The organism is Corallococcus sp. CA049B, from assembly GCF_003611685.1.
In the GTDB taxonomy this organism is placed as follows: domain Bacteria; phylum Myxococcota; class Myxococcia; order Myxococcales; family Myxococcaceae; genus Corallococcus; species Corallococcus coralloides.
On record NZ_RAWC01000225.1, the window covers coordinates 1 to 14680 of the forward strand.

Below are 14680 nucleotides of genomic sequence, written 5' to 3' on the forward strand. Positions count from 1 at the left end.
GCAATACCCCACCCGCCCCCGGTCGAAAACCCGAGCCGCTCCGCCCGGTTGCCTGGGTGGTTTTCTTGCCTACACGCGCCAGCGGAGGGAGCCTCTGTCCCAGGACGCTACAGGACGAGGTGGCCATGAAGCTGGGCGCATGGATGGCGATGCTGGCGATGACGACGGGCTGTGCGACGGGCTCCCCCACGGGGGCCTGGGTGGCGTCGGATGCCGTGCGCTACCGCTCCGCCTCCCCGCCGGCCTTCCCGCGCGCCGCGCTGTCCGAGGAGGTGGCGGTCCGTGAGAGCGCCCCCGCCAGGCGCCCCGCGAAGGCCCCTGCCCCGAGCAAGGCCCCGGCGGTGGCGAAGGCACCGGCCAGGAAGGCCCCGGCGAAGGCGCGCGTCACGCCCGCGAAGCAGACGACCGCGAGCCCTGCCCCCACGGGCAATCCCCGCGAGCGGGTGCTGGCCACGGCGCGCGCCCTGGTGGGGCGGTCGTCGGTGCAGGTGAGCGGCAAGCGCTACCCGGCGGACTGCACGGCGCTCATCGAGGCCACCTACTCCCAGGCGGGCGTGAAGTTCCGGGGCACGATCAAGCCCGGAGACAACGGCGTCACCGCGATGTACCGCTACGCCCAGGCGAACGGCCGCGTGTACACGAGCGGGCGTCCCGTGCCGGGCGACCTGGTGTTCTTCCGCGAGACGTACGATCAGAACCGCGACGGCCGGCGCAACGACGGCCTCACCCACGTGGGCCTGGTGGACGGCGTGGACGCGGACGGCACGGTCACCGTCATCCACCGGGTGAAGCGCGGCGTGGTCCGCTACCGGATGAACCTGGCGCGCCCCCACATGGCCCGAGATCCGAAGACGGGCGAGATCCTCAACGACATGCTGCGAAGCCCCGCCCCCGGTCAGCCGCACGTGCTCACCGGCCAGCTCTTCGCCGCGTTCGGGAGCGTGCTGCCCTCCGGCCCGGCGAAGCCCATGGCCGTGGCGGCCCGCTGAAAAAGGAAGGCCCGCCGATTCCATCCGTGCGCTTCCGGAACCAGCCGGAGCGCCGCAAAGGAACCGGCGGGCCTGGACTGCCCAATCGGTTGAAGGTCAGGTCGACGTGGACGTCGGCACGCGGGCGGTGCGGTCCCACGCGGCGCGCTGCGAGTTGCGCAGGAAGCGCCAGAAGCCCACGGCGATGGCCGCGTTCATGGTCACGAAGTAGTAGGCGATGGACGTGGCCTTCTTCGCGACGCCGCTCTTGAAGACGCCGGAGCGGCCCATGTACGCCAGGGCGTAGAAGCCCAGCTGCGCGCCCAGCGTGACGCGGTAGAACAGGCTGTCGAGCAGGAACAGGTTCGCGACGAGCGCCAGCGCCATCAGCGCCGGAGCGCACCAGCGCAAGAGCTTGTGCGACCAGAAGGCGAAGGCGGCGAAGCCCGCGGTGGGCAGCAGCAGCCCGGGCACGAGGCGCAGGCTCTGGAAGTTGCCCGCCGCGATGCGCGCCCGCCGGCCGAACTCCTTGCCGTAGTCCTCCGTCGTCTCCTCGTGGGCGACGGCCCCCTCCTCGTAGACGACCTTGTAGCCGCTCTCCAGGATGCGCAGCGGAATCACGAAGTCATCCACGATGGTGGACGGCGGCAGCTGGGTGAAGAGCGAGCGCCGGATGGCGTAGAGGCCGCCGTTGGCCCCCACCACCGCGCCGCGCCGGCCCTCGTACATCTTGATGAGGGACTCGTAGCTCCAGTACGCGCTCTCCTCGTAGTCCTGCTTCGTGGGGTTGTAGAGCCGCAGCTTGCCGCAGACGGCGCCGACCTCCGGATCCTCGAAGTGGCGGACGATCTTCCGCACCGCGTCCGCGTCGATCATCGTGTTCGCGTCCGACAGCAGCACGATGTCGCCGTGCGCGGACGGGATGCAGCGGTTGAGCACCGTCGTCTTGCCTGCGCGAGCCGCGGGCGACAGGCGCACGCGCGGATCCGTGCAGTTCTGCACGAGGCCATCCGTGCCGTCCGTGGAGCCGTCCGAACCGATGACGACCTCGAAGCGGTCCGCCGGGTAGTCCAGCGCCAGGCTGTTCTTCAGCTTGGACTCGATGCAGTCCGCCTCGTTGTAGGCGGCCACCACCAGACTCACCGAGGGCAATGCCCCGGCCTTGACGCCCGCGCTGGCGGCCGCACCCGAGCGCATCTTCCGCATGTTCTGGAAGACCTGGGCCGCGCCCTCCAGGGCGAACAGGCACAAGGGATAGAGAAAATAAGTGTGCACGAGCGCCAGCGCCGCGCACCAGAAGAAGACCTCCGCCATCGCCCCACCCTCCGAACCCCGAGTCCTCGACACCCAGGGACGAAGCAAGGTGCATGCCTGCGCGTTCAGAGGGACTTCAGGGCGAGGGAGCCAGCGAGCCCCCGGGACGGACTGGAGTTTCTCCAGGGCGATACGGAGGTGATCCGGTCAACGTTTCAGGGCGAGGGCTCCGAGGCGGCGGTCTGGGCAAGCATGCGCCTGGCCAGGTCGTGCTTGGGGTTGAGCGCCACCACTTCGTCGAGCAGCTTCCGGGCCGTGTCCGGGTCACCCAGGCGGATGGACAGCCGGGCCCCCAGGACGAAGGCGCGGAAGAGGTACCGATCCTGCGCGCGCAGGGCTCGCAGTTCCTCCGCGACGGCCTGGACGGTGGCGTCGGGCGAGCCGGAGCTGAGGGCGTATTCGGCGCGGGCGAGGACGCTCCACGACGGCGGGAGCTCCACCTGACGCAAGCGCTCCGCGAGGGCCAGGGCGTTGGGGGCACCCGTCACCGCGGCATGGAGGGCCTGGGCCTTGAGGCGCGCGGCGACGGCGGCGGCGGGCTCCACGTCCGGAGCGGCCCGGAGGGTCTCCATCAGCGCATCGAGCACCTTGCGCCGCTCGGCCATTTCGGTGCGCAGCGGCTGCATCTCGCGCTCGGTCGCGCGCAGGTCGTCATGGAGCGCGTTGGACTCAGCCATCCAGCCCAGCGTCGCCTTCGCGGTGGTGACCTCGTTGATCCGCCGCTTGAGCGCGGCCGACTGGAGGTTCAGCCGGTCGAACTCGGCGTGCAGGTCCGACACCTGGAGGGTGTAGGCCACCGCCAGCTCGGCCTGGACCTCGGCGTACTTCGGATGGGCGGTGGCCAGGGCCTTGAGGTCCTGGATGGCCTGTTCGCGCGCGGGAGCATCATCCCGGCGCAGCGAGCCGACGGCGCGCTCCTTCTCCATCACGGCCTGCTCGGGCATGGCCGCGTTGCGGTCGCGGAAGACGGGATACGCCAGGTACCCGGCCAGGAGGATGCCCGCGAACACCGCGAGCCCGAGGAGCACCCAGCTCACCGAGGGCGTCCGCCGGTTGCCGTCCTCGATGACGATGGCGCCGGCGCGGGAGGAGGCCCCGAGCAGCTCCGGAGGCAGCTCGCCGGAGGGCTTCCGGGAAGGAAGGGGCCGGTCCAGTCCCCCCCCGAGCACCGACGCGCCGGAAGGCGAGGCCGCGGGCCTGGAGGGCTCGGTGCGAGCGAAGGGCGCGTCGTCGCCGGGCAGGGAGACGGTCGCGGTCGGCGCGGAGGTCGCCCAGGGCGCGTCGCCGTGGCCTTCCGGAACGAGCTTGGAGCGTGAGCCGCCCGTCGCCGACCACGGCGGATCCGTGGGGTCGCCCGAAGGCGAGATGTCCTCGAAGGAATGCGAGGCGGACGCGTGCGTCGAACCACCGGCCTCGACCGGGCCGCCCGCTTCGAGCGGCGCGGAAGCCGCGGGGCCCGACACCGCGCCGAACGCGCGGGTGGAACCGACCGCCTCGGCCACCGGTGAACCCGAGGGTCCCGGCACCGCACCGAACGAACGGGTCGCGCCAATGTTCGCGTCAGCGGCACCAGAAGGCGCAGCACCCGACACCGCGCCAAACGCACGCGTTGATCCAATGCTCGCGTCGGCGGCACCCGGAGCCGAGGGGGCCGGCACCGCGCCGAACGCACGCGTCGCGCCCACACCCTCCGGCCCACGCGATGAAGCACCCGGCTCCGCGAGGCGGAACGAACCCGAGGACGAAGCGGAGACAGCGCCGAACGCGCGCGTCGTGGCCCCAGGAGCCGCACCCTGCTCCGGCGGCGCCGCGGGAGGAGGAGCTCCCGCACCAGGCCCCACCGCCCCGAAAGCCCGCGTCGTGCCCATCGCCGCCGGAGCCTGCGCCGCGACGGGCCCGATGGGCGGAGGCGGAGGAATCACGCCGGACGAAGTCAGCGCGCCCGACGCCGGAGTCGGCTGGGGAACGAAGGATCCGGAGGCCGTGGTCGAACCCGCGAACAGGTTCGTGGACTTCAGGCTGGAAGCGCCCTCACCGCCGAAGATCTGCGTGGACGACTGCGTGCCCGCCCGGTCTCCCCCACCCGCCGGAGGAATCTTCGGCGCGGGAGCCATGACGCCGGTGGGCGAAGCCTTGAACACGTGGCCACACCGGGTGCACTGCACCGACGCGCCACCAGGCGGCAGGAGTCGGGCATCCAGCACGTACTGCATCGAGCATTGCGGGCAGGCGATCTGCACCGGCCGTGCTTACCACACGCCCCCATTGGCCGCCGCCGCGTCCAACACGGTGGCTGCCCGGAGGGTCTCCAACTTGGCAGCGCCCACACCGGGCACGGCGTCCACGTCCTCCCAGCTCGAGAACCGGCCCTGCTCCTCGCGGGCGGACACCAGCCGTTTGGCCAGGTCACGGCCCACACCGGGCAACAGGGCCAGCTCGGACTCGGAGGCGGCGTTGAGGTCCAGCTTGAGCCCCAGCGCGAGCGCCTGTGCCCCCTTGGGCACCGCGCCCGGGCCACACGTGGCCAGCCCCGCCGGGTCCAGCCGCACGGCCTCCGGCGGGCAGTCGAGCGAGGGCCGCGAGTCCGGCCACCGCGCCCGGGCCATGAAGCCCAGGGCGAGCAGCCCCAGGGACAGCGCCGCGAGCGCGGACGTGCGCCCGAACCGCTTCAGGCCTTCTGCCCCTGGAGCGCGTCCACTTCCGACACGGTGGGGTTGGCCGTCACGGGGGGCGGCGCGTCCAGCCCGAAGGCCGTGTGCAGCGCGCGCACCGCCAGCTCCGTGTACTTCGTGTGGATCACGCAGGAGGTCTTGATCTCCGACGTGGAGATGAGCTGGATGTTGATGCCCTCCTGGGAGAGCGTCTGGAACATCCGCGCCGCCACGCCCGAGTGGTTGCGCATGCCCACGCCGACGATGGACACCTTGGCGATGTTGTCATCCACCTCCACGCCGGTGGCGCCCACGTCCTGCGCGGCCTGCTTCACGACCTCGTGGGCCTTGGCGAAGTCCGACTTGGCGACGGTGAAGGTGACGTCGGTGCGCCCGTCACGGGACAGGTTCTGCACGATGAGGTCCACCACGATGTGCTTCGCGTCGAGCGCCCCGAAGAGCTTCGCCGCGGCGCCCGGCTGATCCGGCACGCCCACCACGGTGATCTTCGCCTCGTTCCGATCGTAGGCGACCCCTCGAACCAGCACGTCCTCCATGGATGCGTCCTCCTCGCAGACGAGCGTGCCCGGATCCTCGGTGAAGGAAGACTTCACCCACAGGGGCACCTTGTACTTCATGGCGAATTCGACCGAGCGGATCTGCAACACCTTGGCGCCCAGGCTGGCCAGCTCCAGCATCTCCTCGTAGGTGATGCGGTCCAGCTTCTTCGCGGCCGGGCACACGTTGGGGTCGGTGGTGTAGACGCCGTCGACGTCCGTATAGATTTCACACGCGTCGGCCTTGAGCGCGGCGGCCAGCGCGACGCCCGTCGTGTCGGAGCCACCGCGGCCGAGCGTGGTGACGCTGCCCGTCTCGTCCACGCCCTGGAAGCCGGCGACGACGACGATCTTCCCCTGCTTCAGCGCGGCGCGGATGGGCTCCGCGTCGATGCTCTTGATGCGCGCCTTGGAGAAGGTGCTGTCGGTGACGATGCGCACCTGGTGGCCGAGGAAGCTCACGGCCTTCCCGCCCTGCGCATGGATGGCCATGGCCACGAGCCCGATGGACACCTGTTCGCCGGTGGCGACGACGACGTCCTGTTCGCGCTCGTCGGGCCGGTCGGTGATCTGCGCCACCAGCTTGAGCAGGCGGTTCGTCTCTCCGGACATGGCGGAGACGACCACCACGACGTCATGGCCGGCCTTCTGGGCGGCGATGCAGCGGCGAGCGACGTTCTTCATGCGCTCGGTGTCACCCACCGAGGTACCGCCGTACTTCTGGACGATGAGGGCCACGGGGCTCACGACCTCCCTGCACGGACGGGCGCAGGCTATATGGGCGCCGGGGCCTGGGTGTAAAGGGCCCTCAACCTGCCTGCCGCGAATCCGCTAGCCTTCGTGGCCCAACGATTTCAAGCCGCTAATCCGGAGTAGCCCGAACATGTCCCGCCCCCGCCTCCTCATCGATGGTGACACCCTGAAGCTGGAGGAGATCCTCCAGGTCTCCCGCCACGAAGTCACGGTGGAGCTCGCCCCCGAAGCCGCGAAGCGGGTGCAGGCCTCCCGGGCGTTGGTGGACCGGGTGGCGGCCGGAGACACGCCGTCCTACGGCATCAACACGGGCTTCGGCACGCTGGCGGAGGTGCGGATCGACCGGAAGGACCTGCGGGACCTGCAGCGAAACCTCATCCTGTCGCACGCCTGTGGCGTGGGAAATCCCCTGCCCCTGCCGGAAGCCCGGGTGCTCCTGCTGCTGCGGGCCAACGTGCTGGCGAAGGGCTTCAGCGGAATCCGGATGGAGACGCTGGGGCTGGCCATCGACATGTTGAACAAGGACGTGGTGCCGGTGGTCCCCGAGCGGGGAAGCGTGGGCGCGTCCGGAGACCTGGCCCCGCTGGCGCACCTGGCGCTGGTGCTGATTGGCGAGGGTGAGGCGTTCTTCGAGGGCGTGCGGATGCCGTCGAAGCAGGCGCTGGAGAAGGCGGGCCTGAAGCCGGTGGTGCTGGAGGCGAAGGAAGGCCTGACGCTGATCAACGGCACGCAGGCGATGTGCGCGGTGGGCACGCTGACGCAACTGCGAGCGGAGCTGCTGGCGGACGTGGCGGACATCGCGGGAGCGATGACGGTGGAGGGCCTGCTGGGCAGCCACAAGCCGTTCCTGCCGGAGATCCACGCGGTGCGTCCGCACGCGGGCCAGAAGGCGGTGGCGGAGCACCTGCGCCGGATTCTGAAGGGCAGCGAGCTGGTGGAGACGCACGTCAACTGCAGCAAGGTGCAGGATCCGTACAGCCTGCGGTGCATCCCGCAGGTGCACGGCTCCGCGCGAGAGGGATTGGCGTTCGCGCGGCGCATCCTGGAGGTGGAGGTGAACAGCGGCACGGACAACCCGCTGGTGTTCCCGGACACGGGGAACATCATCTCCGGAGGCAACTTCCACGGTCAGCCCATCTCGCTGGCGATGGACGTGGTGGCCATGGCGCTGACGCAGCTGTCGAGCATCTCCGAGCGCCGGGTGGAGCAGATGGTGAACCCGAGCCTGTCGGGTCTGCCCGCGTTCCTGGCGAAGAACTCCGGGTTGAACAGCGGGTTCATGATCGCTCAGGTGACCGCGGCGGCCCTGGTGGCCGAGTCGCGAATCCTGAGCCACCCGGCCTCCGTGGACTCCATCCCCTCCTCCGCGGGACGTGAAGACCATGTGTCCATGGGCATGACGGCGGCGCTGAAGGGCCGTCAGGTGTCGGAGTTCGCGCGTTCGTGTCTGGCGATTGAGCTGCTGGTCGCGGCGCAGGCGCTGGACTTCCGTCAGCCGGTGAAGCCCGGCAAGGGCGTGCTGGCGGCGTACGAGCTGATCCGCAGCAAGGTCCCGCACATGGACCGCGACCGCGAGCTGCATCACGACATCTCCGCGGTCACTGCGCTGGTGGAGTCCGGGGCGGTTCGTGAGGCGGTGCGGTCGGCGACGGCGTAATCACGGTCGCGGATCAGGCAGGGCCGGATCAGGTTTACTCCGGCTCTGCCTCCAGTCTGAAGCGTGTGCCCACGGAGAGGCTGTGACCTTGAAACTCGGAGCCCTCGCCACGCTTCTGTTGTTCCTGACGGCCTGCGCTACACCCGCAGCGCGTGAAAGCCGCTCTCCAAGGCGCACCAACCTCCAGCGAGCAGCAAGCCTGCCGTGGACGGATGAAGGACGGTGCGTCGTCCGGGAGTCCGCCGAGCCTTGGCCTGTTCTGGCGGAGCGGTGCTTTCACGTCCTCGACCAGGATCGTGTCCGGTTCAACGATCGCGCAGGAAGCTGCACGGTCGCTTCTGCTGAAGCTGCCACGCTGGGAATCGGGCTCTGCGTGCTCGCCGCTCCGGAGGTCGTTATTGGCGCGGTCATCGTCATCGGCGTGGTGGTAGTGGCGGTCGCCATCAAGGAAGCAATGGGTGAGGCGGACTGGCCGGAAGTGTCCGAACACTCCATCCCTGTGCAGAGAATTGAAGCTGACAAGAATGAGTCCGCGGCGAACCGGAAACCCAGTCCCCAGCCGTCAGGAGAGGATTTGTTTCCACCATCGCCGAGGGACCCATTCGAGCGGGATCGCCGGCCAGAGTGCAGACCGGTCCTGGGGCCACCCCGGGGCGGAAATGATCCGCACAACAAGTGCGCCGATAAGATTCCTGGCAACAGCTTTCCCGGCTTCAACGTGCTCATCAATGGCAAGCACTACGACGGTTTGGTGCTGTCCCGCCGAACGTTGTGGGAGGTCAAGACGGACGACTTCGAGAAGCACTCGCCCCGCTCCCGAAAGTTCTTCGTCTCCATGAAACTGCCCGAACTGCAACGAGAAGCCAAGCTCGCCAGAGAGTGCGGATACGACTTCGTCATTGGAGTACGCAGCAAGGCGCACCTGACTGCATTGAAGATCGCAGACCCATCCCTCCACGTCGTCATCATGGACTGGTGCTGAATGCCCTCCGAACCAATTGAAATTGCAGTGATTGCCTACGCAACTGCATCCCAGGGCGCCGACAGCCGCGCACTCACCATCATCCACGGACTGGAGCGAGCACTTCCCGGACTGCACCTGAAATGGACCTCTTCCGAGAAGGAAGAACTCATCCCGTTAGCCAGCCGCGATGAGTGGGTTGTTGCCCACGGCCTGAACGGCAGCCTCCCCTTCCTGTGCAATGATGATGACAACAACCTCGTCACCATTTCGGGCTGGGAGAACCCGACCGGGCTTGCATTCGAGGGTCCACCGCATTTTGAGGTCCACGCTGATTTCCGGATGGAGGCCTTCAGCCCCATCGACGCTGAGAACGCGCTGGAAGCCATCGCGGGCGGTGCGCGGGCACTCTGGGGCCATGCCACGCCGTTCAAGGCAGCGGTTGAAATCGCGGAGCAGACGGCTCCGACATTGGCCGGGCCTCCTTCCCCTCCCAAAGGGCTGCCAGCCCTGAACTGCTCCAGGGACATCTCGTCGCCTGAAATTCCACACCGCCTTGGATGGCTGAACTACTGGTCGGCTACTTCTGCGCAGGCGCTTGGATTCCCAGACCCTTCGCGCGACGCGGACCTGCTATCGCGGGCACGACGCACAGCGACGAATGGATGGCTCGTGCGACTCACGGACGAGCCACTCGATCTCGACGAGCCAAGGCACCTGGACGCGCTCCTGAGAGCCTACGAGCGATTCCCGGAGATCGGTGGGCGCTGAGGGCAAAGTCCTCCCTGCGAAGGGATCAGGGCAGGTTCCTCGAACCGCTGGCGCCCACCGAGAACGCCTATTTCGCGCAATCGGTTGCCGTGAGGACGCCCGCGGTTACTGCGGCGACTTCTTCCGCTGGTACAACGAGGAGCACCACCACTCGGGGCTGGGGCTGCTCACCCCTGTACCGCACCGGATTGTTGAGACACCAGGTTGGTTGTAATCAGGCCGCCTGCTTCGACTGCATCAGCGCTCGCCGGGCCTGACTCGGCGAGAGGAAGTTGTGGCGCTCCAGCAGCCAGTGCTCGTTGTACCGGTGGGCCCACTCCAGCAGCGCCAGTCGGAGTTCCTCCACGGAGGAGAAGGTGCGCACCCAGAGCAGTTGCTCCTTGAGGGTGCGGATGAAGCGCTCGGCGCAGCCATTGCCCTCGGGACTGCGGACGAAGGACGGACTGGACTGGGCCCCCAGGAAGCGCAGCTCACTCTGGAAGGCGTCGGAGGAGTACTGGCTGCCGTTGTCGTGGCGGATGGTCAGCCCCGACGCCACGCCCTGGCCGTAGGCACCGAAGCGCGCCTTGACGCCCTGGCGAATGGGCTCAAGGGCCTCAAAACGGGTGCCCACCTTGGCGGCATGGATGCCGACGCACTCGGCGGTGCCGTGGTCCACGGCGATGAAGACGGTGGCCTGGCCCTCCAGAGTCGTCACCGTGCAGGTGGCGTCGGTGCCCCACATGACGTCGGGATTGTCGGTGGTAATCGTGCCGTCGTGGTGGCGTGGCCCCAGCACCCGGCGGGCACGGCCCGGCGCCAGGAGCCCCGCTTCGCGCATCAGCCGCAGGCAGCGGGCCTTCGAGGTGCGCACGTGCTGCGCGCGCAGTCGAGCCCACACCTTTCGGTGCCCTTCGCCCAGAAAGGGCGAGGCCGCCAGCACGCCGCGGATGGCCTGCCTCAGCGCCTCGTCCGTCAGCGCCGTCTTGGGGCCGCGCCGGGCCGTCGGCGCTTCCATGGACTGACTGCGGGCGCGGTGCCGGTACACCGTGGCCCGAGGCACGCCCCAGGGGGCCGTCACGAACGCCAGGCCGTACCGCTTGCCGCTGGAAGGCGAGAGAATGGCGCTCATCCTCTCGACTTCCTCCAGGGAAAACCCGGCGCGTTGCCCTCCAGCAGCCGGGCCTTCTTACGCCAGCAGCTCGTTCTTCATCATCAGCTCGCCCACCATGGCCTTGAGCCGCATCACCTCGTCGTCCGCCGCTTCCGGCTCGCTGCTCTTGAGGTTCGCCTCGGCCCCAGCCAGGAACTTCTCCCGCCACTCACTCAGCACAGCCGCCGTGACGCCCAGCTCCCGCGAAAGCGCGTCGAGCTCCTCGCCCTTGAGCAACCGGAGCACGGCCTCCTTCTTGCGCTTCGCCGAAAACCGACCGCGCTCCGACGTCCTGTCCTGCTTCTGCTGCTTCTTCACATCCACCTCACAAGGGGGAGGTTATTCCCCCAGAGAGGTGTCTCAAGAAATCCTGGGGCGGAGGACCTCTCGTCTCTGCCGGTAGACACGCCTCTCAAGCGCCTCGACACCCTGGCGAAGCTGCGCTGGCGCGTCGAGCGTGACTACCAGGAGATGAAGGGCGAAGTCGGCCTGGACCACTTCGAGGGCCGCACCTGGCGGGGCTTCCACCACCACGCCACCCTCTGCGCCATGGCCCATGGCTTTCTCGCGCTCCGACGAGCGCTCCCCCCCCCGGGGCCGGGTGAAATGGACGCTGCCTGAAGTCCGCCGCCGTCTTCAACAGGTGCTGTTGCGCTGGATAGCCGTCTGCCCCCTCTGCCGCAGGCTCGTCGACGACTCGATCCTGCCGCGCGGCCCCTCCCGAATCTGATCAGGTGGTACAAGAGCCGGTCCCGGTTCTGCAAGAAGGTGCTGTGGTCGAAGGAGGCGTCCTCCATCTCCATGTCGAGGAATCACTGGTACAGCTACTTCACATCAGAGGCAACAAGTCCCTGGCACACAGAAACATGCCTAGCAATGGCGCTCTCTAGATTCTCAACACTCTGCCCTGACAATCTCCCCAACTCTTCCAGCCGATCCAAGCTATCACGGCAGCGAGAAATGCCCCCCCCAGCTGGAGCTCCACCCCCCTTCAGACTGGCCACCGCCAGAGTCGCAGCAGCACCGATCAGCGCCGTCACCACCGAAACCAGAGCAGTATATTTTCTCCAGCGCCTATCTATCTCAATCTTCTGACGTTCCAACTCCAATTTATCTTTTTCAAGCTGATTTTTTTGCTCTTCAGCAATCTTCTTATCCCGATCGAGGCGTATCAGTTCATCCTTCACGGCGATTTTCAGAGCGACTTGGCCGGGAGATTTTGCTGTTCCAGACCAGAGAACCATCTCGCCATCGCGACGATACAGCCTGGAATCAACCTGCTGTGCGTCGTGATAGAGGGCCACTACGTCACTTCCCGGCAGCTTCAGAGCATCACATCTCCAGCCGCCCAAGTGGCGATCCCATTGATCGTGCCCAGCATTCACAATAAATTCCACTATTCACTCCCCCAGCAAACACACCCAATCATCGACAAGAGAACGTACTCTCTTCAACAAAAACACCAGTGCGCCATGCTTCAGAAACGCCTCCTGGGAGATCTACGCCAAGCTCATTCACAAGCATTGGTTGTCCGTTTCGAACCGACGCAACAACTTCCGAACGGGAATCCGCACCGGCACAGAATGCCAGAATCCTATTAAGCTGAATAACGGCAACGCGCGCACTGTCCTCGCATATGATTTCCCGTTCTTTGCCATCAGTCGTAGCATCACGCCCACGAATAGAACGAGCAAACCCCACCACTCGCAATGGGTTGTGCATATACCCTGGCGTCCCTGCACGGAGAAACCGCATGTCATCGGTGTAACTACTCCGACCCGGCGAACCTGGACCATACGCGAGTGCCCACGAGAGGATATCCACCGCCAACCTTCGCCCAAGCATTATCTTCCAGTGAGGGAGCGAAGTTTTTTTGCGTTGAAGAGCGGAATCAAACGTCGCAGCCGTCCGATAAGCACACCGATCCGCCAGAACCTCCGTTGTCAGCAGCGGCTCCAAACTGCACAACAATCCATTTTGACCATGAAGTTTCAGCAACCGTTCGAATTCACCAGTTCTTTCAAGCTCCGAAGAATCCGAAAGCATGCACCGGTCGGCCGCATAGTGCAAAAGTTCATGCCCAACAACGAAAGAAAAGACATATCCTGAAACAACGCGATACAGCTCCAATTCTACATCGGCGGACCCCGCTTCTTTGTCTGAGGCATCCGATTCAGCCGCCACAATGCGCTTCACGATAGTGAGCCCGGCACGAAGTTCCTCTCTCGTCCAATTGCCCTCGTCCGCCCATATCGTTAGCAGGCGATCAAACTCCTGCTCTCCTTTCTCAACAGCGTTGCTCAACTCAAAGAGGTCGCCGCCTCCGACATCCCCCAGAGCAACCGCTTTTGATCTGTCATCCCTTTCGCGCACAGAGACAAGAGCCGCGGCCCATGCCGCAGACATCAAGAGACGACCAACCTCCTCTTCACGGCAGGCAAACATTCCCGTTTTTGAGTAGCAGTACTCAAACCGCATCTCTTCTGGGCAAGGCCCTATGCGAAGCCGGACCCCGTGAATCCCTCCAGCGGACAACGCTGCACCAGCCCCACGAGACACGGCCTGCATAAAGGGAACGCGCCATCCTGAATCTTCGTCCTTCTCATTGGACTGGTGACATAGCGCGATCGTCAAGGAGTCAGGCTTCGATATTGCTCCGGCATCAGAAGGCATTTCCTTCTGCGGGAGTTTGCCCTCAGTCATTGCATCACACTTTGCGTTTGAGCATGCAAAAACACAAAGCACGGCGAGCATTACTATCGCTCGCACGACAGAGCCTTTGTGAGTTCAGTCGAAAGAGCGCTGAGAGCATACCTCTCAGCCATTCGAGGGATCGACAGGGGCTCGACCTCATTACCCGCTCTGCCAATAAAATACATGCTTACGCGCGCCCGGACAGGAGCATTGTCCATTCGATAGAGGATTTCAAAAAGCCCATCATCATCCCTGGAAAAGAAAACAACCATTGCGCGACCCTTTTCGAGATCGTTCCGCTGACGAGCAAGCTTGTTTTGTTCTCCCCAATTGATCGCGACCTCTTGGACCCGTCCGCTGCAATCTCGAATTTCTGGGACAAGATATGTGCCGAAGTAAACGGCCGATCCCAGGCCGCCGCCTCCATCACCAGGTTCGTCGGGATCAGGGGGAGCATCAAGAGTTGAGACTACACGGGAACTAAGAAGGGGCGTCCTGCTGGGAACAGGCTTGGTTGCGGAAACCCTCCCATGCCAGTAGATGGCTGCGGCAATAAGGACAACGCAAACAGCAGCACCATATTTCAAGCACCGCATTGCTCGCACCACCCCACTCCGGCGTCTCGCGGGTACGCGTGGCCGGACATCTTGCCGTGTTCATTCGAGCACTCACAGTCCACGCTGTGCTTCGCGAGCACTGTTCCGGACACGATCGTCCATGCCTTGAAATAGTCCGGATACGATGGGTTCTCCCATAGCCGGACATCTCCCCTGCAGTTCCTTGCCCTCAGCACATGCGTCCCCTGGTAGCGGCCCAGCAACTCTCGGTGGCCGATGTACTTTGCCAGAGTTGCTTGGTCCTTCGCGGCAACGAGGTTCGAGCGCGGGCCTGCAGTAGGCTCACGGAGAGTGAGAAGCCAAGCACGGCCTTCAGTGTTGATGCAACACGGCCTCCCACACGCCTCCCGAGCACCGTCCCACCGCCTGTCCGCCTGCCTCCCCTGCACTCAAATCGCCAGGAAAGACGGGAAGTTGAGGGGCCGGGCGAGCGCGTGGTACGAACTCCCGTTCAGTCTCCCCCTCTCATTTCCAAAGTGCCTGGAGCCGGCTTCCATGAGCGAGAGCAATGACGTCACGCGGCCTTCGTCCCCCGCATCGGTGCCTCCCCCCGGGGCCCCCGAGGTGGGCGCGGCCCAGACACTCGCCCAGAACGTGAGTACCCT

At 66.0% G+C, this 14680-nt stretch carries 10 protein-coding genes and 2 pseudogenes; 5 read left to right on the forward strand and 7 right to left on the reverse strand.

Going from position 1 to position 14680, the window contains the following annotated elements:
* Window positions 1-125 precede the first annotated feature (125 nt).
* Window positions 126-989, forward strand: coding sequence for a CHAP domain-containing protein (locus tag D7W82_RS32590; RefSeq protein ID WP_120622049.1), 864 nt, complete (start codon window positions 126-128; stop codon window positions 987-989).
* Between the two features lie 96 nt (window positions 990-1085).
* On the opposite strand, the gene D7W82_RS32595 is transcribed toward D7W82_RS32590, so the two are convergent.
* From D7W82_RS32595 to D7W82_RS32610, 4 genes are all read right to left on the reverse strand, one after another.
* Window positions 1086-2282 carry a glycosyltransferase family 2 protein gene (locus D7W82_RS32595; protein ID WP_120622050.1) on the reverse strand — a complete coding sequence of 399 codons (1197 nt, stop codon included), beginning with the start codon at window positions 2280-2282 and terminating at the stop codon, window positions 1086-1088.
* A gap of 155 nt (window positions 2283-2437) precedes the next feature.
* Complete coding sequence (locus D7W82_RS32600) at window positions 2438-4522, reverse strand: zinc-ribbon domain-containing protein (protein ID WP_147439679.1); 2085 nt, start codon at window positions 4520-4522, stop codon at window positions 2438-2440.
* A gap of 9 nt (window positions 4523-4531) precedes the next feature.
* A complete protein-coding gene (locus tag D7W82_RS32605) occupies window positions 4532-4888 on the reverse strand; it encodes a helix-hairpin-helix domain-containing protein (protein ID WP_120622052.1) in 357 nt (118 codons plus the stop codon).
* A gap of 62 nt (window positions 4889-4950) precedes the next feature.
* On the reverse strand, window positions 4951-6228 hold the full coding sequence (locus D7W82_RS32610; protein WP_120622056.1) for an aspartate kinase: 1278 nt from the start codon (window positions 6226-6228) through the stop codon (window positions 4951-4953).
* 145 nt (window positions 6229-6373) lie between these two features.
* Between D7W82_RS32610 and hutH the strand changes: the two genes are divergently transcribed.
* From hutH to D7W82_RS32625, 3 genes are all read left to right on the forward strand, one after another.
* Window positions 6374-7900, forward strand: coding sequence for a histidine ammonia-lyase (gene hutH / locus D7W82_RS32615; RefSeq protein ID WP_120622053.1), 1527 nt, complete (start codon window positions 6374-6376; stop codon window positions 7898-7900).
* 82 nt (window positions 7901-7982) lie between these two features.
* A complete protein-coding gene (locus D7W82_RS32620; RefSeq protein WP_370451102.1) occupies window positions 7983-8882 on the forward strand; it encodes a DUF6310 domain-containing protein in 900 nt (299 codons plus the stop codon).
* Entirely contained in the window at window positions 8883-9632 is a 750-nt protein-coding gene (locus tag D7W82_RS32625) for a DUF5953 family protein (protein ID WP_120622054.1), read from the forward strand.
* A 214-nt stretch (window positions 9633-9846) separates the two neighbouring features.
* Here the strand turns inward: D7W82_RS32625 and D7W82_RS32630 are convergent.
* Window positions 9847-11088, reverse strand: a pseudogene (locus D7W82_RS32630) (IS3 family transposase).
* Between D7W82_RS32630 and D7W82_RS32635 the strand changes: the two are divergent.
* Window positions 11008-11385, forward strand: a pseudogene (locus D7W82_RS32635) (transposase); the annotation flags it as partial. The pseudogenes D7W82_RS32630 and D7W82_RS32635 overlap by 81 nt on opposite strands.
* A 203-nt stretch (window positions 11386-11588) precedes the next feature.
* Here the strand turns inward: D7W82_RS32635 and D7W82_RS40240 are convergent.
* Window positions 11589-12161 carry a hypothetical protein gene (locus D7W82_RS40240; protein WP_147439680.1) on the reverse strand — a complete coding sequence of 191 codons (573 nt, stop codon included), beginning with the start codon at window positions 12159-12161 and terminating at the stop codon, window positions 11589-11591.
* Window positions 12162-12189: 28 nt separating this feature from the next.
* Entirely contained in the window at window positions 12190-13242 is a 1053-nt protein-coding gene (locus D7W82_RS40245) for a hypothetical protein (protein ID WP_147439681.1), read from the reverse strand.
* Window positions 13243-14680 lie beyond the last annotated feature (1438 nt).

Coding starts and splice junctions, on each gene's coding strand:
- D7W82_RS32590 (WP_120622049.1), top strand. CDS start 126: ATGAAGCTGGGCGCATGGATGGCGATGCTGGCGATGACGACGGGCTGT.
- D7W82_RS32595 (WP_120622050.1), bottom strand. CDS start 2,282: ATGGCGGAGGTCTTCTTCTGGTGCGCGGCGCTGGCGCTCGTGCACACT.
- D7W82_RS32605 (WP_120622052.1), bottom strand. CDS start 4,888: ATGGCCCGGGCGCGGTGGCCGGACTCGCGGCCCTCGCTCGACTGCCCG.
- hutH (WP_120622053.1), top strand. CDS start 6,374: ATGTCCCGCCCCCGCCTCCTCATCGATGGTGACACCCTGAAGCTGGAG.
- D7W82_RS32625 (WP_120622054.1), top strand. CDS start 8,883: ATGCCCTCCGAACCAATTGAAATTGCAGTGATTGCCTACGCAACTGCA.
- D7W82_RS40245 (WP_147439681.1), bottom strand. CDS start 13,242: ATGCGGTTTGAGTACTGCTACTCAAAAACGGGAATGTTTGCCTGCCGT.